Source organism: Acinetobacter sp. GN11 (assembly GCF_054823985.1).
Window position 1 is genome coordinate 1 of record NZ_JRVL01000051.1, and the last position, 24,335, is coordinate 24,335.

26 protein-coding genes are annotated in these 24,335 nt (G+C 39.6%); 8 read left to right on the plus strand and 18 right to left on the minus strand.

The annotated features are described in order from the left end of the window. Positions 1 to 238 precede the first annotated feature (238 nt). Positions 239 to 1,096, minus strand: a complete 858-nt coding sequence (locus NL42_RS06680) for an SDR family oxidoreductase (protein ID WP_461312200.1) — start codon at positions 1,094 to 1,096, stop codon at positions 239 to 241. Positions 1,097 to 1,224: 128 nt separating this feature from the next. Here NL42_RS06680 and NL42_RS06685 point away from each other — a divergent pair, with 128 nt between their 5' ends. Both NL42_RS06685 and NL42_RS06690 read left to right on the plus strand, forming a co-directional pair. Further along, positions 1,225 to 1,584, plus strand: a complete 360-nt coding sequence (locus NL42_RS06685; protein WP_461312201.1) for a winged helix-turn-helix transcriptional regulator — start codon at positions 1,225 to 1,227, stop codon at positions 1,582 to 1,584. Positions 1,585 to 1,690: 106 nt separating this feature from the next. Next, positions 1,691 to 2,125, plus strand: a complete 435-nt coding sequence (locus tag NL42_RS06690) for a winged helix-turn-helix transcriptional regulator (RefSeq protein ID WP_288102376.1) — start codon at positions 1,691 to 1,693, stop codon at positions 2,123 to 2,125. Positions 2,126 to 2,207: 82 nt separating this feature from the next. Here NL42_RS06690 and NL42_RS06695 read toward each other — a convergent pair whose 3' ends face one another. The 3 genes from NL42_RS06695 to NL42_RS06705 are packed head-to-tail and all read right to left on the minus strand — an operon-like array spanning position 2,208 to position 4,096. Then, positions 2,208 to 2,918 carry an SDR family oxidoreductase gene (locus NL42_RS06695; RefSeq protein WP_461312202.1) on the minus strand — a complete coding sequence of 237 codons (711 nt, stop codon included), beginning with the start codon at positions 2,916 to 2,918 and terminating at the stop codon, positions 2,208 to 2,210. 27 nt (positions 2,919 to 2,945) lie between these two features. After that, a complete protein-coding gene (locus NL42_RS06700) occupies positions 2,946 to 3,242 on the minus strand; it encodes a YciI family protein (protein ID WP_461312203.1) in 297 nt (98 codons plus the stop codon). A gap of 47 nt (positions 3,243 to 3,289) precedes the next feature. Further along, on the minus strand, positions 3,290 to 4,096 hold the full coding sequence (locus tag NL42_RS06705) for an SDR family NAD(P)-dependent oxidoreductase (RefSeq protein WP_461312204.1): 807 nt from the start codon (positions 4,094 to 4,096) through the stop codon (positions 3,290 to 3,292). A 176-nt stretch (positions 4,097 to 4,272) separates the two neighbouring features. Between NL42_RS06705 and NL42_RS06710 the strand changes: the two genes are divergently transcribed. After that, positions 4,273 to 5,319, plus strand: coding sequence for a helix-turn-helix domain-containing protein (locus NL42_RS06710; RefSeq protein WP_461312205.1), 1,047 nt, complete (start codon positions 4,273 to 4,275; stop codon positions 5,317 to 5,319). A 13-nt stretch (positions 5,320 to 5,332) separates the two neighbouring features. Here the strand turns inward: NL42_RS06710 and NL42_RS06715 are convergent, their stop codons facing one another. The 8 genes from NL42_RS06715 to NL42_RS06750 form a co-directional block, all read right to left on the minus strand. After that, positions 5,333 to 6,583, minus strand: a complete 1,251-nt coding sequence (locus tag NL42_RS06715; RefSeq protein ID WP_461312206.1) for an NADH:flavin oxidoreductase/NADH oxidase family protein — start codon at positions 6,581 to 6,583, stop codon at positions 5,333 to 5,335. 8 nt (positions 6,584 to 6,591) lie between these two features. Next, on the minus strand, positions 6,592 to 6,978 hold the full coding sequence (locus tag NL42_RS06720; RefSeq protein WP_004642957.1) for a hypothetical protein: 387 nt from the start codon (positions 6,976 to 6,978) through the stop codon (positions 6,592 to 6,594). Between the two features lie 47 nt (positions 6,979 to 7,025). Further along, complete coding sequence (locus NL42_RS06725; RefSeq protein ID WP_461312207.1) at positions 7,026 to 7,889, minus strand: alpha/beta fold hydrolase; 864 nt, start codon at positions 7,887 to 7,889, stop codon at positions 7,026 to 7,028. 40 nt (positions 7,890 to 7,929) lie between these two features. Further along, on the minus strand, positions 7,930 to 8,943 hold the full coding sequence (locus NL42_RS06730) for an alpha/beta fold hydrolase (protein ID WP_461312208.1): 1,014 nt from the start codon (positions 8,941 to 8,943) through the stop codon (positions 7,930 to 7,932). Positions 8,944 to 9,219: 276 nt separating this feature from the next. Beyond that, positions 9,220 to 10,824, minus strand: a complete 1,605-nt coding sequence (locus tag NL42_RS06735; RefSeq protein WP_461312209.1) for a GMC oxidoreductase — start codon at positions 10,822 to 10,824, stop codon at positions 9,220 to 9,222. Between the two features lie 80 nt (positions 10,825 to 10,904). Next, positions 10,905 to 12,365 (minus strand): class I adenylate-forming enzyme family protein, encoded by a 1,461-nt coding sequence (locus NL42_RS06740; RefSeq protein WP_461312210.1) that lies wholly within the window; start codon positions 12,363 to 12,365, stop codon positions 10,905 to 10,907. A gap of 38 nt (positions 12,366 to 12,403) precedes the next feature. Beyond that, positions 12,404 to 13,321 (minus strand): alpha/beta hydrolase, encoded by a 918-nt coding sequence (locus tag NL42_RS06745; RefSeq protein WP_192453859.1) that lies wholly within the window; start codon positions 13,319 to 13,321, stop codon positions 12,404 to 12,406. Continuing rightward, entirely contained in the window at positions 13,318 to 14,424 is a 1,107-nt protein-coding gene (locus NL42_RS06750; protein WP_461312211.1) for an enoyl-CoA hydratase/isomerase family protein, read from the minus strand. The genes NL42_RS06745 and NL42_RS06750 overlap by 4 nt, the downstream gene beginning before the upstream one ends. A 148-nt stretch (positions 14,425 to 14,572) precedes the next feature. On the opposite strand from NL42_RS06750, the gene NL42_RS06755 reads away from it, so the two are divergent. Beyond that, complete coding sequence (locus NL42_RS06755; protein ID WP_461312212.1) at positions 14,573 to 15,271, plus strand: TetR/AcrR family transcriptional regulator; 699 nt, start codon at positions 14,573 to 14,575, stop codon at positions 15,269 to 15,271. Between the two features lie 54 nt (positions 15,272 to 15,325). Here the strand turns inward: NL42_RS06755 and NL42_RS06760 are convergent, their stop codons facing one another. Then, positions 15,326 to 15,457: a hypothetical protein gene (locus NL42_RS06760; RefSeq protein WP_461312213.1), complete on the minus strand. Its 132-nt coding sequence runs from the start codon at positions 15,455 to 15,457 to the stop codon at positions 15,326 to 15,328. Positions 15,458 to 15,886: 429 nt separating this feature from the next. Here NL42_RS06760 and NL42_RS06765 point away from each other — a divergent pair, with 429 nt between their 5' ends. Beyond that, the gene (locus NL42_RS06765) at positions 15,887 to 16,690 is read left to right on the plus strand and encodes an oxidoreductase (protein ID WP_461312214.1); all 804 of its coding nucleotides are present in this window, start codon (positions 15,887 to 15,889) and stop codon (positions 16,688 to 16,690) included. 54 nt (positions 16,691 to 16,744) lie between these two features. Further along, positions 16,745 to 17,743 (plus strand): NADP-dependent oxidoreductase, encoded by a 999-nt coding sequence (locus NL42_RS06770; protein ID WP_461312215.1) that lies wholly within the window; start codon positions 16,745 to 16,747, stop codon positions 17,741 to 17,743. A gap of 153 nt (positions 17,744 to 17,896) precedes the next feature. Here NL42_RS06770 and NL42_RS06775 read toward each other — a convergent pair whose 3' ends face one another. The 5 genes from NL42_RS06775 to NL42_RS06795 are packed head-to-tail and all read right to left on the minus strand — an operon-like array spanning position 17,897 to position 22,518. Next, positions 17,897 to 18,766 (minus strand): metal-dependent hydrolase, encoded by an 870-nt coding sequence (locus NL42_RS06775; protein ID WP_461312216.1) that lies wholly within the window; start codon positions 18,764 to 18,766, stop codon positions 17,897 to 17,899. A 35-nt stretch (positions 18,767 to 18,801) separates the two neighbouring features. After that, entirely contained in the window at positions 18,802 to 20,031 is a 1,230-nt protein-coding gene (locus tag NL42_RS06780; protein WP_461312217.1) for an NADH:flavin oxidoreductase/NADH oxidase family protein, read from the minus strand. Positions 20,032 to 20,088: 57 nt separating this feature from the next. Then, the gene (locus NL42_RS06785) at positions 20,089 to 20,958 is read right to left on the minus strand and encodes a metal-dependent hydrolase (protein ID WP_461312218.1); all 870 of its coding nucleotides are present in this window, start codon (positions 20,956 to 20,958) and stop codon (positions 20,089 to 20,091) included. Between the two features lie 13 nt (positions 20,959 to 20,971). Further along, a complete protein-coding gene (locus NL42_RS06790; protein ID WP_461312219.1) occupies positions 20,972 to 21,718 on the minus strand; it encodes an acetoacetate decarboxylase family protein in 747 nt (248 codons plus the stop codon). Then, positions 21,715 to 22,518: an SDR family NAD(P)-dependent oxidoreductase gene (locus NL42_RS06795; protein WP_461312220.1), complete on the minus strand. Its 804-nt coding sequence runs from the start codon at positions 22,516 to 22,518 to the stop codon at positions 21,715 to 21,717. The genes NL42_RS06790 and NL42_RS06795 overlap by 4 nt, the downstream gene beginning before the upstream one ends. A gap of 107 nt (positions 22,519 to 22,625) precedes the next feature. Here NL42_RS06795 and NL42_RS06800 point away from each other — a divergent pair, with 107 nt between their 5' ends. Together NL42_RS06800 and NL42_RS06805 are read left to right on the plus strand one after the other, a co-directional pair. Then, positions 22,626 to 23,672 (plus strand): AraC family transcriptional regulator, encoded by a 1,047-nt coding sequence (locus tag NL42_RS06800; RefSeq protein WP_199943171.1) that lies wholly within the window; start codon positions 22,626 to 22,628, stop codon positions 23,670 to 23,672. Positions 23,673 to 23,752: 80 nt separating this feature from the next. Then, positions 23,753 to 24,322, plus strand: a complete 570-nt coding sequence (locus tag NL42_RS06805; protein WP_224972240.1) for a TetR/AcrR family transcriptional regulator — start codon at positions 23,753 to 23,755, stop codon at positions 24,320 to 24,322. Positions 24,323 to 24,335: the final 13 nt, after the last annotated feature.

Below are 24,335 nucleotides of genomic sequence, written 5' to 3' on the forward strand. Positions count from 1 at the left end.
TTTTTCATTTAATTACATATTTAAGGAAAAACTTAAGTAAAAATAAACAGAAGTAGAAATGGTAGAAGAAGCCGTAACAGCAATTCAATCAAAGTTGCGCTATACATCAGGAAAAAATCTGATGGGGTCAACTTACTTTGCACATTAATGATGAAAAACCTATTTATTAAAATATACAAAAGGCCTAAATCCGAACAATTTAAGCCTTTTGCTTTTAGATAAGAACTATTGCGTTAACTTAAGATAAGAATTCTTTAATTGTCTCTTGCATACTTGTAGTGGCACGACCAATTAACTGGTGCAGATCTTTGCTATCACTATATAAGCCGCCTTTAGATACACCTTCATCTGAATCTGCCAAGATATTGGCAAACCCTTCTGGTATACCCAATTGTATCAAGAGCGCTTTATATTCCTCTTCTGGTAGGTCTTGGTAAATTACTTCTTTTTTGCTAATTTCACTTGCCCATTTTGCAACATCGTCAAGGGTATAACTCGCATCGCCTGCTAGTTCATAAATTTTATTTTCATGCCCTTCTTGCGTTAATACCACTGCGGCAGCAGTCGCATAGTCTAAGCGTGAAGCAGAAGCAATTTTGCCGTGATGCGTTGCCCCAAAAATTTTGCCATGCTCAACTGCTTGTGCAAGTCCCATCGCATAATTTTCGTTGTACCAGTTATTACGCAATAGCGTATATGGGATATCCGATTTTTTTAAATATTGTTCACTTTCAACATGTTCTTGTGCTAATAGAAGCGGTGTTGTGTCTGCTTTTAATAAACTCGTATAAGCAATAAATTTTACGTTTGCAAGTTTTGCCGCATTAATCACATTTACGTGTTGTACTGTACGTTGGCCAATTTCATTCGATGAAATTAATAAAAGTTTATCAATACCAGCCAATTGAACTGAAAGTTTATCTGCGTCATCGACATAATCAAAAGCACGCACTTCGATTCCTTTTGAGCTTAAATCTGATGCTTTTTCTGGATTACGGACTAGTGCGACAATATTTTTTGCTTCAGTCCGTTCGAGTAATTGAGAAATAACCAATTGGCCAAGTTGACCTGATGCACCAGTAATTGCAATACGCATGATGATCTCCATCTGATGTAGTTGATATATTTCAATCATCGTAGTACCTTAACTTACTAAAAGTAAGTACTTACCTAAAAGTAAGTTTAGAAATGAATGTAAAGTTTTGTAATTAAGGTGGTGGCGTGATGAAAGGATATGTTTTTGCAGCAGATTGTCCCTCTCGAAAAATTTTGTTGACACTCACTAGTCGTTGGAGTGTCTTGATTTTAGTTGCACTTCGAGATCAACGTTTACGTTTTAATGAGTTAAAGAAAATTATTGATGGCATTAGTGAAAAGATGTTGGCACAAACCTTAAAAACACTTGAGCACGATGGTTTTATCTTACGTCAGGATTATGCAGAAATACCGCCTCGCGTAGATTATCAATTAACAGACTTTGGACGAGAGGCTTCCGAGCGACTTTTTGATTTAACCACTTGGCTTGAAAATAATTTATCCCAATTATTAGAAAGTCAGCCTAGTGCAGACATAGTTCAAAATTGACTCGGGACATAGAATTATTATTGTATATTTAGCATTCAAACTCGCTTAATTCGCCAGTTTGTGTTACTATTTTTTTAGTAGTAACCATTAAGTTGATTAATGTCATATGAGTAAAAATAGCAATCTTGAAGTCTGCCCAATCGCCCGAACACTTTCAGTTTTAGGTGATGCATGGAGCATGTTGATATTACGAGATGCTCATGCAGGTTTTACACGTTTTGATCAGTTTCGTAAAAGCTTAGGTATTGCACCAACCATGCTAACAAAACGGTTATCTGTTTTAGTAGAAGAAGGCTTACTCGAAAAAAGACAATATTCTGAACATCCACCGCGTGAAGAGTATGTATTAACTCAAGCAGGTAAAGATTTTTTACCAGCTTTATTTGTGATTGGCGCATGGGGTCGAAAATATAAACCCTTTGAGCAACCTGAAAAAATGGTGACTTTTATTGATGCAGAACAAGGCACTGAAATTAAACCTATTGTAATTGACCAAGTGACTGGCGCCGAAATTGGTACTCGTCCGATTAGTCAAAAGTAATGAATGATTTAAATATAAAAGCACTCAATTGGAGTGCTTTTAATAGAACAGAGCTTGTTATAAATATTTATTCATTGTTCGTTTACTCAAACATGCCAAGATAAACTGGCGTTTCTGCTGTCAGTCCAGCATGCACGTTTTGGGTAATCTCATCAGCTAAGAGTTCAGATTGTCCCCTCTCTAAAGCAGCTATCGTCATTTGTGCAATAACATTAGGTGAAGCTTTATTTCCAACTAATCCACGAGCCATGTCTGTGTCCATGAAAGCAACATGTAGCGACAAAACCTCTGTTCCCTGTGCTTTTAACTCTTGTCGCATAGCATTGCTCAAAGCCCAAGCTGCTGCTTTTGAAGCACTATAGCTACCTGTAACTCCTGGCAAAGTAGCCCAGCTTAAAGCTGAGATTACATTGATTACAGCACTACTATTGTGAGTAGCCAGAATTGGTGCAAACGCCTGAGTTACACGCAGTGGCCCGACTGCATTTGTTTCGAACTGATCCCGAAGTAAATCGATAGATGATGAAGAAAGAATAGACCCAGATCCACCGATACCGGCGTTATTTATCAATAAATTTACGTCACCCAGTTTTCGTGCTAACTCTTCAGCTTCATCTGGACTGGTCACATCCAAACGAACAGGTACTATACCTGACTCAATTGTTATGCTCGATGGATTGCGCGCTGCCGCATAGACCTTGCTGGCACCGGCAGCGAGTAATGCGCGTACAAAAGCTGCACCCAGCCCTCTATTTGCACCTGTAACAAGTGCGACTGAACCTTTAATATTCATAATGATATCTACTATAAATTTAAGAAATTAGAGGTGTGAAGCCAAATGAAGCATGATGTAATGCTCATAATGACCGACACCATTTTTTACGATAGGGTCTTGTGACGTGAAGCTAGCGACATCCTCTTCATCTGCAATCTGGTAAAGCGAAAGGCCGTACCCATTCCCATCATTAATAACGGGACCATGGGCGACAATAACGCCTTGATCGAGAAGTTTATTTAAAAAATCTCCATGCTGTCCCATCCATATCTTCTCATCGTCAGACATCGTTTCGAGAAAATCCGCACGTGGTGGGACCCATTTACATAAGTAATTTTTCATTTCATGCCCTTAAAAATAATTAGAAAATTGCGTAAATATTTAAGTATCTATTTGGCAGTTTTGACACTTTTAAGGATCGAACTTTCGAACATGCAGGGAGCATAGCTCTGTAAGAAAAGAATCAAGCCCGTCATCTTTCCAACTGGATTACTGAATTTAGGTTCTTTAGTTTGGATAAGCTTGGTGATAGTTGATACTACGGCATCTGGTTCTTCGGCCTCGTTCATCCCTTTTTGCGTAGCGGCTTGTGCCAGTTGGCGATAAGAATCATAGTCTGAGATATTATGTTTAGTTGTTGAAACTGAGTGGTTACCAAGATTCGTTTTGAACCACACTGGTTCGACCATACTGACCTTGATGTTAAAATGATCTAGCTCAAAGCGTAGGGACTTGAAGTAGCCTTCAACCGCATGTTTTGAAGCAGTGTAATAAGACAGATTAGGTGGGCCAATCAAACCGACAATTGAGCTGACTGTGATAATTTGGCCGTTCTTCTGTTTGCGAAAGTACGGTAGTAAAGCATTTGTAACTTTGATAGTACCCCAGAAATTAGTTTCGAACTGCGCGCGCCCAACCTCAATCGGAGTTTCCTCGGCAATGCCAGTGACCATATAGCCTGCGCTGTTGACGAGCACATCAAGTTGCTCAGTAAGAGAAAACAGCTCTTTTGTAAACGCCTGAATGGAACTATCATCATCAATATCGAGCTTTAACAGTTTGAAAGGTACTTTAGTTTCATATTTCTCGGGCTGGCGGCTAGTACCAATGACATTGAAGCCAGCCTTGTGTAGCTTGTTAGCTAGCATCAGTCCAAACCCCGATGAAGCACCTGTAATCAAAATTGTCTTTTTCATTTTTACCGACCTTAAGATTTCTAAATAATTAATCTCAGGGTGTATTTTGTCGATAAATATTATGACCATCACTAGCGGAGCACGCCAATATAATCGCCAAATACGCCAATATAAGTACAGGCTAATTGGCGCGTTTCGCTATTGAGATGGCGTAATCTCCCATATAGAATGTACGGATGACTATCAAAAAAAATATGCATCGAAACAACAGCATGCAAGACTATTCAATCTGGCCAGGTTGGCGCTTGTTAATGCAAGATGCAGGTATTGAAGCCTCACCTGTTTTGCGTCGCGCGCAACTTCCTGGTGACCTGTTTGCTCGCCAAAACGTTCGTTTAGATCCAGAAAGTTTTTTCAAACTTTGGGTCGCTATTGAAGACGAGGCGATGTCTGTTAATGCCGATATTCCTGCTGCTTTGCAAATAGCAAAGGTGATGTCATCAGACTGGTTCGATCCCGAGCTTTTTGCTGCTCTTTGTAGCTCCAATATGAGTTGTGCTCTTGATCGGATGGCAAAGTACGTCAGACTCATTGCTCCTATGATCTTTAAGATAGACCGCACAGCAGTGCACACTACAGTCTCAATTGGTTTTATGGACAACACCAGACAGCCACCAGATGTATTTCTTATATTTAAGCTCGTTTTCTTTGTACAGCTTGTACGTTTGGCAACACGTGCTCCTGTGAAACCATTACGAGTCAGTTGGCCATTGGCATCAGATTTAAGAAATGATTTTGCGATCGCCTATGAGACTTTTTTTGGCACATCTGTCACAAATAGCCCATTAACGACTTTGGTATTCTTAACTGAGGATATGGAAAGGCCCTTTCTGACAGAAAATCACAAAATGTGGTTTTTCTTTGAGCCATCTTTACGCCAGAGATTGGCTGATTTAGATAAAATGTCAGGTATGTCAGAAAGAGTATATAGCACGCTACTAGAGACTTTGCCAGCCGGAGAAGTATCGATGCAGGTAGTGAGTCGAAAACTTGCAGTGAGCACACGTACACTCCAACGTAAACTTCAAAATGAAGGTACATCATTCCAGCAAGTTCTCAATAATGTACGTGAATCTCTCGCATATCACTATTTACGCAATACTGATATGTCGAGTGCTGAAATATCTTTTCTACTAGGCTTTGAGGACTCAAATTCTTTTGCCCGAGCATTTCAGGCTTGGACTGGAAAAACTCCGCAAGCACATCGCAGCAACTTATCCTAATCAAAAAAATGGGTTATTTTGCCCGACTACGTTGGGTGGCATACGTTCCCCAACCACTGAGTAAAACTGATTTAATAAATGCCCATAACCCACTTTCCTTAGGTTTCGGCTCTTTACCTTTCCCAATCCGTTTGAGTTGTTGGGTATACCAAAGTACTTCCATAATACCCAGACTATCAATTTTTTTGATGCCAGTTTTGATGGGTTGCACTGACTGAAGACCGTTCTTACCTGCCAGTAAAGATTTGGGTACATCAGGTTCAATTGCCATAAGTCTTGCAATTCCAACAACATCACAAGCATGGGACTGCAAAGCTTGATCCATACCTTCTACAGTTCGGAATCCACCTGTTACCATCAACGGCGTTTTAACAAGTGTTCTCACTTTTTCTGCGAAATCAATAAAGAAAGCTTCGCGTGCGATTGTCGATGCTTTTTGTGGCGCTTTGGCTACTCCAGATTCGTAGGTACCACCCGATATTTCAATCAGGTCAATGCCTGCATTCGTCAATGCCTGAATTGTTTCTAAAGAATCTTGCTCGGTAAACCCACCTTTTTGAAAGTCTGCCGAGTTAAGCTTAATCGCGATAGGAAACTCTTTACCGACTTGTTTTCGGATCTCTGCATAAACTTCCATCAAGAAACGGCGACGTTTTTCTGGTGTACCACCCCACTCGTCATTTCTTAAATTGTGCAAAGGTGACAAAAACTGGTTAATCAGATAACCATGCGCAGCGTGAATCTCAACTCCACTAAATCCAGCCTTCTTACATATCGCAGCACTACGACCAAAACGCTGAATAATTTCTAAAATCTCTTCGTGTGTTGCTTCATCAGGTGTTGCAAATAAAGACTGCATTTCTGCACCAAATGGCACTGCCGATGCAGAAATGTTACGTACATTTAATCCTTTCGGTGATTGTTTTCCCGGATGATTTAACTGTGCCCATAATTGAGAACCTTGTTCGGTCACGGTTTTTGCCCATTTCTGTAAAATTGCAAAATCACGCTCATCCTCAACCACCACATTGCCAGCCTCACCTAAGGCTTTGCGGTCAATCATAATGTTGCCAGTTATGATCATCCCAATCCCTGATGCGGCCCAACGTTTATATAGTCGAACATGTTTTTCATTTGGATTATTTGAATAGCTGGCTAAGGTTTCACTGGTTGCAGCCTTCGCTAACCGGTTTGGAATGATGACACCATTCGGTAAAGTTAAAGGCTGATTCAAAAGATTCGTTTTTAATTGCAGATGAGTCATGGCTTATCTCACACAGTTAAAGAGGGTTTTGAATGGGGTTGAATAAAGTCCACTAAACTTTGAAACCACATCACATCCACAAAATTTCCGGTAATGACAAGGTCTTGTGTTTTAAGTGCAGTTAAAAAAGTGTTTACACTGTCTTTCGCTGACAACACGGCGAAGCCCTTGCTACCCGTTTTAAACGTAAAGGTAAAACTTGGTGACTTGGTTAGCCCTGAATAAGAGTTAATCTTGCCGTTTTTTACTTCGAAATAACGACCTTCACCACTTGCTGTTTGAATCTGAAAGATGACATTTTTATCTTTCACATAAGCTGCGCATTTCGGGTTCTTTTTTACGGCACGCTGCATGAGCTTGGTCAGCATCCACAGCAATAATTTAAATTTCATCATTTTTATCTTCTTGATTCATCAAATTGAATGGACCGAACTCATGGGTATTATTCATCTAAAAACTGGATTGCATGTTTTACGAAGCGTTCAGGGTACTGAAATTGGGCACCATGTCCTGCATCGGGATAAATAAATAGCTGAGCGTTTGGAAGGTTAAGTGCCATGTGATATGCATTGATGGTTGGAATCATCACATCATCGACACCATTTAAAATGAAAGTAGGTTGTTTAATCTCACGTAAATGTGCAAAAGGATCTTGTTCATCAAGTTTAGGTAAAAAATGCATATTGGCTTCTATCTGTGCCTGCATTACTTCAACTGAGCTTGGGGTATCTTGATCTTTGCGTTCATGTCGACGTTGCCAAAAGTCACGTCCCGCTTGAATAGCAGCTTCAGATCGGCCAAAAAATAAAAAGAGAAAGTCTTCTTCAGAAGGCACAGTAGTTGTTGCATGCTTTAATACCAAAGCGGCCACTTCTGGATCATCTCCACGTGGTTTGCCACCTCTTGGTCCCGTACCTAAAAGCATCAGTTTTCTGACGAGTTCAGGGTGGCGGCGTACTAAATCTTGTGCCTGAAACCCGCCCAGTGAAAAGCCTAATAGGTCAACCTGCTTTAAGCCTAATGCGCGAATGACTGCTGCCGCGTCGTCTGCCATATCTTCAATGCGAGTACGGGGCTGGCCAGTAGATGAAGCGACCCCTCGCCCATTAAACAAAATGACTTCACGCTCTTGTGCCAAACCATCAGTAATCAGTGGATCCCAATTGTCTAAACCACCTCGGAAATGCTGAAGAAAAAATAGCGGTGGCTGCTCTGTATTTGCATTACCCCATCGACGATAGGCAAAATTTGCTCCATCTACTTCAATGAATTGGGTCTCGGCTGTTTGGTGAGTAATAGTCGTCATTGTCTTTATCCTGAATTTAAGTTTCTGATTAAGCTAATTTTTATTTAGCTAAAAACGTGAGGGATTGTTTTACAAAATCATCATGAAACTGAAATATTCCCCCATGACCTGCATCTGGATAGATAACAAGTGAACTATTCGGTAAGCGCTTTGCTAAATCATAAGTATTTACTGTTGGCACCATTCGGTCATGATCACCGTTGGCAACAAGAACAGGTTGTTGAATCACAGAAAGGTCAGCAGGTTTTTTACTTCCCCATTTTTTTAATGCTTTAAGCTGGGCACGATAGGCAGAAATGGTAATTTCTTTATCTCGGTTTTCAGTACGTTCATTAATACGTTGAATAAAGGCTTTTGCAGAAGCTTTACCATTTTCTGTACGAGTGAAAAATAGATAAACCTTAGGGTCTTGACCAGTCACCATTCCACGAACTAAATCCCAATTAGAAACTCGCCCGACTGTACTAATTCCAGTACCACCCGCAGGGCCAGTTCCCGATAAAATCATTTTTCGAACCAAATTCGGCTGTTTTAGCACAATCTCTTGTGAAATCATGCCGCCCATCGAAAAACCAAATAAATCAACTTGCTTAAATCCTTTTGCTTGAATGAAAGCAATCGCATCATCTGCCATTTGTTCAATTGACTTTGCTGGTTCACCAGTCGAAGCACCAATGCCGCGATTATCAAACATAACAACATGATGTTTAGCCGCAATTCCATCAATAATTCGTGGATCCCAGTTATCTAGTACAGCAGCTAAATGATTTAAGAAAATGACAGGCGTTCCACCGTTTTGTTGACCATATTCTCGGTAAGCGAAGTTAACGCCACCTGCACTAATAAATTGAGTTGGTACATTCTTCCAATTTGTATCTTGCTCGGCGTGTTGCCCTGCTTGCGGATTACTAACAGCACTTGATGACACTTTATATGCCTGAATTGATAGTTCATTAAAAGAAACTGATGGCACAACCTCTGCCTGAGTTAAGGGAACACTAAAAATAGATATCGCCGTCAAACTCATTGCAACTGTATTTAATAAAAAATTCATTTCTCTGATCCTCAAATTTAATTCATTGATCTGATTTATCTGTTTTTTATGAGTGATCTTTCAAAGGGAGAAAAGATAAAAACAGAGTAGGTATCGATTTAATATTAACTATATATTGATAAATCACCTTTGTCACTATCTTTTTAGTACTAACTATTATTTAGTTGAATTTCTTGCAAAAATTAAATGAAATAAAAAAGGACTGCTTCGTGTTGATACACAAAACAGCCCTTAAAATTACTGATCAACAGTTCAAGACTTAAAGGTTGGATATCTCTAGGGTTCTATTACTTTAGACATTGCATATTCAGCCAAAGCAGTAATTGTTAAAGCTGGATTTACCCCAGGATTTGCTGGCATTGCTGATCCGTCACAAACCAATAAGTTTTTATATCCAAATATTTGTAAATTATGATCAATCACACCGTGAGCAGCATCTTTTCCAATGACAGCCCCACCTAAAACATGTGCTGTCGTCGGAATATCAGCTATTGCTTCTAAAATATTACTCTGCGCAACACCACCTGTATAATCAGCTACCCACTGTGCAGCCTGATTGGCAATATCAATGTATGTTGGATTTGGCTTATCACTATTCTGCTTAGTAATTAATTTATATCCAGAACCAAACCAACGCTTTTTAGGTAAAAATTGGATTGAGTTATCTAGAGATTGCATTACCAACAACGTAATCATGTGCTGACTCCACCCAATAGGTGACACTGTTTTCAGCCATTGTGTTGGATACCGCACAATTTGCCACAGCCATTTGAGTGGACGTGTTAATCGATTTCCGTTCCCCACTAAAACGGTATACATCAAACTCATAAAGTCCGCATGTCGTCCATAGGTCAAAAACTCAATATGTGTGTTTTGATCAATATGTACACTGCTACTTGCAGTAACGTCATTCCACGTTTTTAGATCTTTGGGCAATCTTACATTAAGCACAGATTCACTATTGGTACGCACCAATTGTCCTAATTTATTGCTGATATTCGGTAGTGAACCATTCAATTTACAATTGGCTAATAATTCATTGGTTCCCAGTGCGCCTCCTGCAAACACGACACCTTTAGTCGTAAACGTAATTTTTTTAGTAAAGAACAACCCTTTTGTTTGAACTGTAACACGATAGCCATCACTTCCATCTGATGCATTTAGAGGTTTAATATCAGTAACTTGATGTTCTGGAAAAATTTGAACACCTTTCTTTTCAGCAAACCATAAATAATTTTTACTTAATGAGTTTACTGCTCCGACTCGACAACCAACCATACATGCTCCACAGCGAATACATCCTGTACGCTCTGGACCTTCACCTCCAAAATAAGGATCGGGCACTTTTTTGTCTGGCTCCCCAAAGAAAATACCTGTCGGTGCACGCTTAAATCCATCACTACAACCAAAATGAGCTGCCATTTCTTTTGCAATATTTTGATTTGTGGAATCAAATTTAATTGTCTCTACGCCCAGCATATATTCGGCTTTATCGTAAAATGGCGTTAAAACCTGTTGCCAATCATCACTAAGATGATTCCACTGAGGATTTTTAAAGAACTCTGGTCTAGCCCGATAGAGAACTCCACCATAAACCGTACTACCGCCACCAACAGCAGATTGACTAGGAAAAAAAACATGGCGAAAAATTTTCATTCGCATGATCCCTTTCCATCCAATTGAAGGTACCCATAAAAATTTACTGAGTTGCCAAGTCGATTTAGGCAAGTCCTCATCTTTATAGCGTTTTCCACGTTCTAATACAGCAACTCGATAGCCTTTTTCAGCTAAGCGTAAGGCAGAAACGCTACCACCAAAACCAGAACCTATAACCACCCAGTCGTAATCAAATAATGGGCTGTCAGAAGAAGTGTTTCGCATAATAATTCCTCACTCTAGCTTGTTATCTTTTGGACAACCCATTTTTTAGATGCATGACGATATTTAGTAATTTCGACATTTTATGCTCCCTGAACTTGATATAGCCCACGAAGCTTAGGTTTATCAATTTTACCAACTGCATTTTTGGGAAGAGTCGGAAAAACAATCACTTTTTCTGGTTGCTTATAACGAGTCAAATGCTGCTTACAATACTGATTTATTTGATCAATTGAACATTCGGCATTAGGTTTCAGGGATATAAATGCCCAAACTACTTCACCCCATTTTTCATCAGAAACACCAATCACAGCCGCTTCAAAAACTTCGGATACCTCAAGCAATGTATCTTCAATTTCTTTTGGATAAATATTTTCGCCCCCGCGAATAATCATTTCTTTTAATCGCCCAACGATTGAAAGATATCCCTCATCGTCAATTCGACCTATATCACCTGTGTGTAGCCAACCATTTACAACCGTTTTGGCTGTTTCTTCTGGTTTATTCAGATAACCCCGCATAACGTTTTTACCTTGAATCAACACTTCCCCGATTTCACCAACAGATAAATGTCTTCCATTAAAATCAGCTATAGCTATTTTTTGACCGGGTAATGGCAGCCCTACCGTTCCAGCTTTTCTGATACCATTCACTGGATTTAATGTAGAGCCACATGTACCTTCCGATAAGCCATATGCCTCTACTATTGGAAAACCATATCGCTTTTCAAAATTAACGAGTAAGTCAGCTGAAGCAGGCGCAGCTCCACAGACTCCATAACGTAAACTTGATACGTCTAGCACAACCTCATTAGGCAAGGCATATAACATTGCATAAATAGTGGGCACAGCTGAAAAATAAGTCGGTTGCAAATGCTCTATATCACAAAAGAAAGTTTCTATATCAAATCTTTGACGTATCGTTACACGGCCACCAGAAGCAAGAGGAACAAGAATACTCACAACAATTCCATTGACGTGAAATAAAGGCAAAATTAAAAGGCAGTGATCTTTTTCTGATATTTGTAATCCCTCACGCCCCATTTCAGTCATCGCTATAATATTAGAATGATCTAACATGACTCCTTTTGGTAAACCCGTTGTACCACTTGTATATATTAATAAAGCCAATGCCTCAGGATTAACAACTGGAGCGTGTTGAAACTCATCACCATGCTTGAGCATAGTCACAGCTATTGAAGAGACATTATTATCAATTTTCTCACCTGTTAAATTGATGAGTAGTTTTGCTCCTGAATCCTTTAACTGATGATTTGCTTCTTTGTGCGTAAGCATAGGATTAATTGGAGTTATAGCAGCTCCTAAATACCATGCGGCGAACATGGCAACAACAAATTCAACTTGATTTGGTAGCATAAGTGCAACGACGTCACCCTCACAAATACCTTGGCTATCCATTGTGCCAGCGGCTCGAAGAACAGCTTTATGAAACTCATAATTAGTTAAAGAAATGTTCGAGTCAGAAATGCAGTGAGCATTTGGGGCTTCCTCTGCCCTTAATTTAGAAAGCATAGTAAATTGCATAGTAGTTCCTTTACAAATCTAGATGAAATCACAGCAAGTTAATTGAAATTTTGCTTAAGGAATTGAGTTTGATCGTTAACCAATTGCTCAAAAGCCTCACCTGTATAAAAATCAAAATGCCCTGCTTCATAACGTTTAATGACCCCACGTGGAGCATGTTTAACGAGTTTTAAAGTTTGGCCTGCTGGTGTAACTGTATCGGTATCACTTACACAAAAGAGTATTGGGCTTTGGATTTTAGAGGCGACTAATCCAGGTCGATATCTTAGAATTTCTGGAATAATTCTTGCGGTTAAGTAATTTACGAATTCGACGCCTTCTGGCATTAATGCTAGATACCCCTCTAACGCATCATGAGCGTTCATAAGAGCGGGCTGTCCCGGAGGAGCTGCAATTGGCACCATGACTGGCGGTAATCCAAATAGTTTTGCAAATAAATCTTTGGTTACTACTGGAATTACTCTTAAGGTATCTTTTAAGCCTAGTGCAGACGCTGAAGCTAAACCATCTGTGAATGGACATTGTGCAATTGCAGCTTTAAGTTCTGGATGTCTGCTCGCAATAGTAATTGCATGCCCTCCGCCGAAAGAACTTCCCCAAATTCCTACACGCTCACCATCAAGCGACGGATAGCTTTTTACAAATTTTAAAGCTGCTTCCCAATCATCTAATTGTCGATTTACAGACATGAGTTGGCGAGGTTCACCACCACTGTCGCCAAGATATCGATAGGTAAAGGCTAAAGCAGCAATACCCGCTTGGGCGAAACGTTCTGCAAAAGCATCTAATCTCATTTCTCGGATTGCACCAATACCATGCCCAAGCACAACTACAGGAGGTTTGGTTACCCCTTTAGGTAAAAATAGCCATGCAGAACAATAAGTTTCACCTGAATCAAAACGAATATCTTCTTTAATAACCTGATACTTAGAAGCATTTACTTGATTTTTATTCATTTTTTATTTCCTTCAGACGCTAATGGAAGTGAGCCACTCTTTAAAGTTTCTTGAAATACTTCAGCATCATAGAAAGGTAATTTTTTACGTTGATCGGTTTGCTCTAAATAGCCTTTCATGAGCTTTTGTGCTGTCTCTGTTGGGGATATATGAATAAATTCAGTTCGCTCTCTATGCAGACCTTCTTCTAATGTTTCCGACCCACCAAAATATGCCGCACGCTTAATTGCAGCGCGTGCTGTTTTAGGACGTTTACTCAAATAAATTGCTCGCTCTAAAGCTTTATCTATCAACTGATCTTTAGGCACGACTTCATCTACATAGCCAATTTCTAATGCAACTTTTGGAGATACAGGTTTTCCTTCAAGCATCATCATTAACGCTCGATGAGTTCCCACTAATCTCGTTAATCGCTGAGTCCCTCCACCACCTGGATTAATACCCAGTAAGACTTCAGGTTGGCCAATGACATAATTGCCATCAGCCATAATTCTGATGTCACAGGCTTGTGCAAACTCGCTACCCAAACCCAGAGCAGAGCCATTTAATGCTGCGATAAAAATCACACCACTTCTATTCATTCGTAAAAAAGTTTCATGCAATTTATCTAATTGCATACCACCATCTAAAGGGGTAAGTTCCGCTAACTGCTCTAAGCCTGGAACCCCTCGAATACTTTTAGATGTACGTGCAACCAAAGAAGAAGTTTTTAGCCCCAGCTTTGGAATACTAGCTCCACCTTCTTGCAACCAACGGACATCAGCATGGGCAATAAAATAATCTGGATGATCTCCAGTAAAAATTACTGCCTCAACAGATGTATGCTTTTTTTCAAGGTCATCTAATAGTTGAGATAACTCTTCAGCCATATCTAGTCCCATTAACTGATAAGGACCACCATCTAAGTGAGCAATGAGCACATTGTCATGAGTTTCCAATTTAATGTGCTTTCTCTGTATTCCACTATTAATCATTTCAGAACCCTTCTTTATTTGACTAACATTAGCCTTGCTATTACTTGTATTTAACGACTGAGAATAATGACTACAGGCCGCTAAACTTATTGCTACTGCTGACAAAACAGCACTTTTAAGTATCTTCATGATGCAATCCTAGTCACCACATTTTATGTCTCTAAGCTCGATATCTCGCTGGAAGAATCCGTTCAGCTTTGCTTAACTTTTATTTAAAAAATATGAAATTAGTAGCTCTTAAGCATTAACAATAACATTGTTATGGTTTAATATAACAATGTTATTTTTATTGCGCAATAACTTTGTTATGGAAAAAAAAAGTCCTCGTACACGTTTATTAGAAGCAGCAATGCGAATAATCGAAAACCAAGGTCCTTCTCAAATTAAAGCGAGAACTGTTGCTTTAGAAGCAGGTCAGTCCACTATGGGTGTTTATACTCACTTTGGCGGGGTGCCTGAGCTGCTGCAAGCCATAGCTGACGAAGGATTTACCCAACAAGCTCGTTTATTTAAAAGTATAGAAAACACAGACGAGCCAATGACAAACATGTGTTTAATGGCTTTAGAATGCCGAAATTTTGCTATGGCTAATCCGCATCTTTATGATTTGATGTTTGGCTTGTCTATTCAGGGAAGATATACACCTCTTCGGAGAAGTGAAGCTTCAGCCAATGAAAGTACAGAAGCATTTAAAAATTCTTATTCATACTTACGTCAAGAATGTCTCAATCTGATAGAAGCAAAATATATTCGAGACATTGACCCTGATGTGATGGCAGCACAGTTATGGAGTGCACTGCATGGATTTATTATGTTAGAGCTTGGGCAACATTTTACTAGTTGCCCTAATCCCACCACCGAAATTCTAATTCCAATGTGTATTAATCTAATAGTTGGATTAGGCGCAGAAGCACAAATAGCAGAAAATGCGGCAAATAAAGCTTTAACTATATGGAATTCAAAGAATATCGTATAAAGCTAGCTATATAAAATGATGTCAACCGAGGCATCATTTTATACAATATTCAAGTTATTCTAAAAACTGAATTACCTTTCCCACAAAGTCTTGATGAAATTGAAATATTCCTCCGTAACCTGAGTCTGGGTAAGTAATTAATAAAACTAAACCAAGCGTTTCAAATTCAATCGCATCATCAGCCATTGCTTGAACAGTAGCTGAAGTTTTTCCTTGTGAACCGCCAACACCCCGATTGTCAAAGATGATGCTCCACTTTTCTTTAGCAATCCCATCAATGGCTCTAGGATCCCAATCATCAATTACAACACTAAAATGATTTAGCAGAATAATTGGTGTGCCTTCTTTTTCCCAAATTCACGATAAGTAAATAAAGTTCCATCGACATTGAGCTTTAAGGTTGGTGAATGATTTGCAGAGCTTTTATTTTTTGTATGCAATTTCTTTCTTCATTAATTTTGAAATTGGTTTGAAAATCGTATGAGCCAATAAAAACTAGAAATAAATTCGATAAAAGTCACTATCATTTTAGTAGTAACTATTTTGTTTTTAGATTATGATGAAAATATCAAGGTGAAACTGAATAGCGAACACCTTCAAATTGGAAAAAATGGTATGACTGGTAAAGTAGTTCTAATTACAGGCGCATCTTCTGGTATTGGTTTAGCAACAGCAAACCTTTTACATGAGGCTGGATTTATTGTTTATGGCACAAGCCGACAAGCAAAAGATTCATCAAAATACAAATTCCATCTTATTGAGTTAGATGTAAATCAAGATGATTCAGTTGCCCAAGCCGTTGAGAAAGTCATCTCAAGCGAAGGAAAAATTGATGTCTTAATTAATAATGCTGGGTTTGCAATAGCACCTGCTGGCGCCGAAGAAAGTTCAATGCAGCAAGCACAGGCTATTTTTGACACCAACTTTTTTGGTGCGGTTCGAATGACTCGTGCTGTGATTCCACATATGCGCCAGAAACACTCAGGATTGATCTTAAATATCAGTTCAATTCTTGGGCTTTTACCTCTGCCTTTTGGTGCACTTTACTCTGCATCAAAACATGCACTTGAAGGTTACTCTGAATCTTTAGATCACGAATTAAGATCTCAAGGCATTCGTGTGTCACTTATTGAACCCGCTTACACCAATACGTCTTTGGGAGTAAACTTACTCGAAGCAGACAATAAAATTTCTTTTTACGATCAAACTCGTGAAAAGCTACATAAACAAATGATTAATTCAATTAATAAGTCAGATGACCCGAGTGTGGTTGCCAATACAATTTTAGCGGTCATTCAAAGTCAACATGTTGTGCAACGCTACACAGCAGGAAAAACTGCAAAAAGCTTAAAAGCGTTAAGACGATTTGCACCTGCAAAGATCTTTGACAAATTAATTCACCGCAGCTTGAAAGTTTAGAACAAACCCAAGCCTATAAAACTTTAAAATAATTTTGAGAAATAGAGGTTTCAAATGAAAGCAGCCTACATTAGCCGTTATGGCAATATTGATGATGTACAATTCGATGAACAACCCAAGCCTTCTGTAACCGAAGATACCGTGCTTGTTAAAGTTCATGCAGCAAGCATCAACCCTCTCGACTTAAGAGTTTTAGAGGGTGAATTTAAAGCAATTCTTCCAGTGAAGTTTCCTTTAATATTAGGGAACGATTTTGCAGGTACAGTCGTAGAAGTTGGATCGAATGTAAGCCAGTTTAAAGTGGGTGATGAAGTTTATGCCAAGACCGATTTAAACGGCGCATTTGCTGAATATACGATCGTTCAACAGTCTTCACTTGCGCTTAAACCGCAAAATATTTCGATGGAACAGGCAGCTGCCCTACCTTTAGTTGCCCTAACGTCATGGCAAGCACTGGTTGAAATTGCAAAAGTTAAAGCTGGTCAAAAAGTACTTATTCATGCAGGTTCTGGCGGTGTGGGTTCAATTGCAATTCAACTTGCCAAGTCTCTTGGCGCTACGGTTGCAACCACAACCAGTGCCAAAAACAGTGGTTGGGTAAAAGAGCTAGGTGCTGACATTATCATTGACTATAAAACAATGGACTTTGAGCAAGAGCTTAAAGACTACGACGTAGTTTTAGATACACAAGGCGGAAAAACCTTAGAAAAATCACTAAACGTTCTTAAACGTGGTGGACGTCTTATTAGTATTTCAGGGCCACCTGACCATGCTTTTGCAGAGGTAATTAATCCAAACTGGTTCCTAAAATGTGTTATTCCGATATTAAGCTGGTCAATTCGACATAAAGCAAAAAAACGCGGCATTACCTATTCATTTCTATTTATGCAGCCAAATGGTCAACAGCTCTCAAAAATTACCGAACTGGTAGAAACTGGAAAAATTAAACCTGTGGTTGACCAGACCTATGGCTTTGTTCAAATCAAAGAAGCGCTTCAATATGTAAATACTGGCCGATCAAAAGGGAAAGTGGTTTTGCAATTTGATGAATAAGGTACATAGCTCAAATATTATCTAGATTACGCAAGGGTTCGAATGAGTATATAGCCGCTCATATGTCGGCTATATACTATGAATAAGATAAATTAAAAGGTCTTATTCATTATCTTTGAGCCTGAAAGAAGCAATATTCGTACAAGCTTTTATTTAGTTAAGTTCTTTTATTGTAGATAAAAAAGTTAAGGCTTGCTCAGTTGAGCCTTCATTTAGTGGACTATGTTTATGGTTAAAATAACGTAAGCAGGCACCAATTATATCGTCAACCTTAGGCACACGGTCTTGTCGAGCTGCTCGGAAATAATCTTTGAAACGAAAACGATGTGGTAATTGCGCATCTTGTTCTACTAGATTTTCAACAGCAACATAAGCCAAAACAATAAATAGAGGGAACGTGAAAACTGCGGCCCCCACTCGAAGTACATTACTATTGCTAAAATATCTAAACATTGCATCGGCTACTTCACGGTGCTCAACCTCTTCAGCCCCGTGCCATTGCAATAACCGTAACATTTCCACATCGACAGGTGCTTGTTGTAATCCCTCTGCATTGAGAACCCAATGTCCTAACACTCCAGTCAGATGTTCGGCAGCAGCCACCATTGCTAATCGGGTCGTTAGCCACATTGACTTTAAGCGTGGATGCTTCAATTCATAGCCTAATGGTTTTGGGCCAATCATGTCATTAAATATCCAATTCGTCATCTGGGTATAACGACTTAAATCAATCCCTAACGCCTCTATATGCCGTGTTCCGAGAGTGTGCCCATAACTATGAGCACCCTCTTGTTTAATGAAAGCAATTGCTGCCTCTTTAAGTTTTTCATCTTGAATGTAAGGCAATGCATCTCTAAACGTCTGACAAAACCAACGTTCTGGTGCCGGTGTAATCGGATTAATTGAATTTAATATTTGTGAAACTATTGGATCGTCATAAATCCAATGCGTTGGCGTTTCAGTAAAATTAAATACAGGACGCCGCGGAACAATCACATGGTTTTGTCTGATTAAACTATTCATGATAACAAATCCTTATCTATCAAAAGCGTTTCCCATTAATCCTGAGTCAAAATGTTAAAGCCCATACGTGGACCAAAGGCAATCAATGTTCGCACTAAGCCCTGAATCGCTTTGGGTTGTTGCCCACTGCTAATACGGCGAAATTGCGAAGCATGCCAAGCGAGTTGCAAATAGGCATCTACTGGTTTGTATCCAATGGCTGGAATTTTTGCAGGTTTTAATACCGATTTTCCGGCTAACAGTTGTTTGGCTAAATCTGGTTGTATTGCAAAAGGTCGAGCCAACCCAACTAAATCGACCGTACCATTGGCAACAATATGGTTCATAAAATCTACATCGCGCAGTCCACCTGTTAACATCAGTGGTAATTTGCTTTGTTTGCGAAGTGCGGTGGCATAGTCAATAAAATATGCATCACGCTGAGCAGAACGATCTGGTGCATAGCCTAACTGTGCAGGAGATTCATAATTCCCGCCTGAAATCTCTAAGAGATCGATCCCTTCTGCTTCTAAAGCTAATGCAATTTGTAGAGACTCTTCCTGACTTAAGCCGCCCTTTTGAAAATCGGCAGAGTTGAGTTTTACGCTTAATATTTTGTCTTTGCCTATTGCAGCTCGTACAGCTCGAACCGTTTCGATCAACATACGGCATCGATTTTCAGGACTTCCTCCCCACCCATCTGTCCGAACGTTAGCCAAAGGTGATAAAAATTGCGAGAGTAAATAACCATGTGCTGCATGTACCTGTACGCCATCAAACCCTGCTTTAACAGCAAGCTCTGCGGTTGTAGCAAAGCGTTTAATTTGCTCTAAAATATCTGCTTCAGTCATTGCTCGTGGAATACGAATAATATTCATAGCAGGTAAATCAAGCCCGACTGCTGAGGGCGCGATCGGCTTTTTCAAAAGTGGCAAAACCGCAACACGGCCCGGATGGTTAATCTGCATAATAATTTTGCTGCCATTGGCCTTAGCAGCCTGAGCCCATAACTTATTTGCTTGTAAAAATTGCTCATCTTGCAAAACGACATTTCGTGGCTCAACAAAGGCACGATGGTCAATCATCACATTGCCCGTAACTAACAACCCAGCTCCACCCCTTGCCCATGCTGCATAGAGTTGCTGTAAGTCTGTGGTGGGTGAGCCGTGTCGATCAGCCAATTGTTCACTCATGGCCGACTTTGCAATACGGTTGGGTATGGTTATGCCACATGCCAATTTTAATGGTTGCTGTAATGGAGAATTTGTAGATGTAGACTGTGCCATGATAATTATTCCTAAAATTGTTTGTTCTGTGAGTACTGCACAAGCATCAACTTTTGATTATTTCAGCAGCTCTTCATTGAAATATTGTTTTTTTAATAAGTTCATCATGTCCCGATTGTCATGCTGCCAAGGGTGAAAATCTGCGGAGAAAAAGTCGAGATAATGTCTGCCAATCCGTCTGACTAAACCTTGTTTTCCAAACAAATAACGGAAACCTTGATAAAGTTCTTTTAAATCTCGTTGTTTGCCAGAAGCTCGTAACAGTTCGGTTGTTCCTCTGGTGGTAATGATAAGAAAAGAAAGTGTGGTTTCTAACATCACCAATCGTAAGAAATAAGGTCTATTGACCAAAGACTGATACACATCAAAAGCCACAGCTTTATGTTCGGTTTCCTCAATCGCATGCCATGCCCAGATTTTTCTGACATGGGTATTAAACAATGTTAAATCTTGGGGTGCGGTACTAATAAAATAGTCAGCTAAAATAGCTGTGAGGTGTTCCATACATACGGTGCATGCAAGCTGATGAGCTGTAGAGAATTGCTCCTGCATCAAGCGATTCATCTTTTTAAAGCGCTTATAAATTCGGTCTACGGGATAACCCTTTTTCAGCATGACAGCATTGAGCACGTCATGTTCTTTACCGTGATGTGCTTCTTGACCAATAAAAGCACGGACTTGTTTAAGCAGAACAGGATCTTCAATTTTTGCCTGATAATTACGTACACTATGAATAAATTGACGTTCACCATCTGGAAATGCGCTCGATAATGCAGTCAACAACATCGTAAGTAAGGCATTGTTATCAAACCAGAACTCAGGAATTTCATCCGGAAAAGTAAAATCCATTGTTCTTACAGGAATATCAATTGAAGCCGAGATTTTAGAAAAATCTTGTGTTTGTTTTGACTTAAAGAACGCATTCATCTTTATTCTCCAGTTATAAAACGCGAGGATTAAATTGGCGCAATAAAAATAACGGCGTGCGTAGACGAGGTATTTGAATTGGAGGAATTAATCCACCCGATAAATCAACTCGATGTAATCTAGCCTCAACAACTTCGCCCAATCCCATATCATGTAAAGGATCGTTTGCTGTACCTGTAAAGCGTAGGTTCATTTCAACCTGACGCACTTCAACTGGATGCTCTTTCGGGGTAAATCGAACTTCGCGTGGTAAACCAATTCCTAACCCACCCGTAATATTCCGATGCGGTAATCCTAAAATTGGAGGTGCATCATCAATGACTTCACCAAGCTTAGCTTCCATTTCAATGAGCGTTGTACCGCGGCGTGAGGCATTGCTAACAATACGTTTGCCGTCATTTTCCCAACTAATCTCACCCATCTTTTTAGGATAGCCAAGCAACTCACGTCCAATAATCATGGCGCGATCATCGTCTAAAATCATCCAAGGGCAAAAGATCCCTGTTTTATTGCCTACTTTAATATGAACAAATAAACCCGCTTCATGGTAAGCACCCGTATAGACATTTTCTGGGAAATACGCACAAAACAGATCGGCTCTGGCAGGTTTAACCAGTGTCATTCCAGATGGTAACCAGCGCGCCATTGCTTTTTCATCAACTTCAACAACAGCAGTCAAATAGTGGGCATTGTGATAAAGCTTATTGCCAAGATTGGCTAAACCCACAGGCACACGTAAGTCATTAATCAACTGTTTCATGGGCTTAATCTCGAAAATACTTGTTTAAGAATGGGCAGCAAAATAATGCGTGGTGTGTAACGCCCTCCAAAGGTTTGGGCCTGTGCCACGAAACCCGGAATCACAATTCGACAATTCCGATCCATTCCTTGAATGGCTTCTTTGGCAACGCGTTCTGCTGTTACCCAAACGAGACCTCCACCAACACCATCAATTTTTGTAATGCCTGCAACTTCATTAAAACCAGTTTTGGTTGGCCCCGGAGCCAGTAGCGTACAGCTAACCCCTGTCCCTTTAAGTTCGCTATGTAATGACTCAGCAAAAGAGTTGGCAAATGCCTTAGTTGCTGCATAAGTTGCATTTGCTGGAGTTGGCTGATGACCAGAAGTTGACCCGACAATAAGTATTGCCCCAGCTTTTCTTTTAATCATTTGTGGCAACACAGTTAAAGTCAGGTCATGAATTGCCACCGTATTAACTTCAACTTCTTCACGCTCTCGGTCTGCATCTAAATCTTGCAAACAACCAAAAGTCGCAAATCCAGCGTTATTACAAAGAATGGCTACTTCAATATTTTCTAAATAATCACGAAATTTAGCTCGCGCCGCCCGATCACCCAAATCACATGGATATAAATCTACGGATATTTGATATTCGGCTTTTAATTTTTCAGCAAGTGCCTCTAATTTTTCTACACGGCGAGCCACTAAAACTAAAGAATAGCCCCGTACAGCAAACTGTTTTGCTAGCTGTTCACCAATGCCCGATGAAGCGCCAGTAATCACAACTCGAGAGGAAGCTTGTGGAATAGGTAAGCTCATAATTGATGCTCAAAATACAATAAATTAATTATTCCGAACTTTTAACTTGAGCGTGAGATGCAGATCAGACATACTGATAATCATTTTCGGCCATAATAAAAAATAATATGAAAGATCCTTATGGGCTTTCCAAAGCCAGTATTCCCATTTCTTATGCGCATTTGTTATTAGAAATCATGGTCGACAAAGGATTTTCTGCGCTTGAAATTTTGAAGAAAAGTAAAATTCCCTTAAACCTTTTAGATCAATTAGATGCGCGAATTACTCCTGTGCAGTGGTCTAAACTGGCATGGGAAAGCTTGTTATTGTCGAAAGATTCTGGCTTGGGATATGAATATGGGCTAAAACTGCGTTTAACTGCTCATGGCCCGATGGGATATGCCTTAATGAGTAGCCCAAACTTACATCAGGCTCTCGATGTTTCAACGCAATTCTTTAACATGCGATTAAAAGATTACCGCATTGCTCTGCTAGACGATCATGAATTTTCTATTATTGAAATTAAAGAAACTCATCCTGTTGTCAGCAATCAGCCCACGCAAGTGGAAAAGCTTAGACGATTTTTTTATGAATGTTTGATGATTGGCGTGATTCAAGCTGGTCAATTTTTGATAGAGCATGACTTTACTGAAATTGAGTTATGGGTGGATTGGCCAGAACCTACCTATCACAAAGCCTATCAGCATTTATTGCCACCTATTCGATTTAATCAAGCAACTAATCAAATTCGATATAAAAAACAGCTTCTAGATTTACCCATTAAAATGGCAGATCCGATTGCCTTTAAACAAGCTCTGGCGCAGTGTGAAGCTGAACAAATCCGTTTTTCAGAGCAAATTAAAGATATATGCCTGACCGTAAAGGCCGAACTAAACTTAAAACCACAGGTGGGTTATCCCTCATTTGATGAAATTGCGACTCGCTTAAACATGTCTAGTCGAACATTACGGCGCCATTTGAACCAAGTCGGTTCTTCATATCTGCAACTGCTTGAAGAAGCTCAACAAAAAGAAGCAGAACATTTGTTACTCCATAGTGATATGGATATTCAAGAAATTGCGCTTTATCTGGGCTATATACAACCTACAAATTTCACACGAGCTTTTAAGAAATGGACAGGTCAAACACCCATTACTTTTAGAACGAATCAATAATGTGGATCTAACAAAATAAATCTTGCTCTCTCATTATTTTTATGTATGATTGAGTAATCACTCAATTAATGTATTTATATATGGCTCGTCCACGCAGTGAAGATAAACGTAATGCAATTTTAAGTGCTGCTATTGAAACATTAGCAGAGCTTGGCGAGCGTGCGTCTACCTCAAAAATTGCAAAAGTCGCTGGTGTAGCAGAAGGTACTTTATTTACCTATTTTAGCAATAAAGAAGAACTGCTGAACCAGTTATATCTTTCACTCAAGGCTGAACTACGTCAGGTCATGATGCTTGGTTACCCTGCTGATTCTGACCTACAAACACAAATGTCACATATCTGGCAAAGCTATTTGGACTGGAGTTTAGAAGCTCCTCTTAAACGTAAAGTCATGGCACAGCTTTCAACCTCGGAACAAATTACTGAGCAAAGCAAACAAATTGGTATGCAAACCTTTTGTGACCTCACCCAAAACATTCAAGAACGTATTAACGATGGCAAATTAAGAGATTATCCACCGTTATTTATTGCTTCAATTTTAGGTGCGCTTGCCGAAGTTACACTTAATTTTATTGCCCAAGACCCTTCTCAAACCGAGCGTTATCGTAAATCTGGTTTTGAAGCGTTTTGGCATGCAGTTTCAATTTAGATAAAAGTTAAGG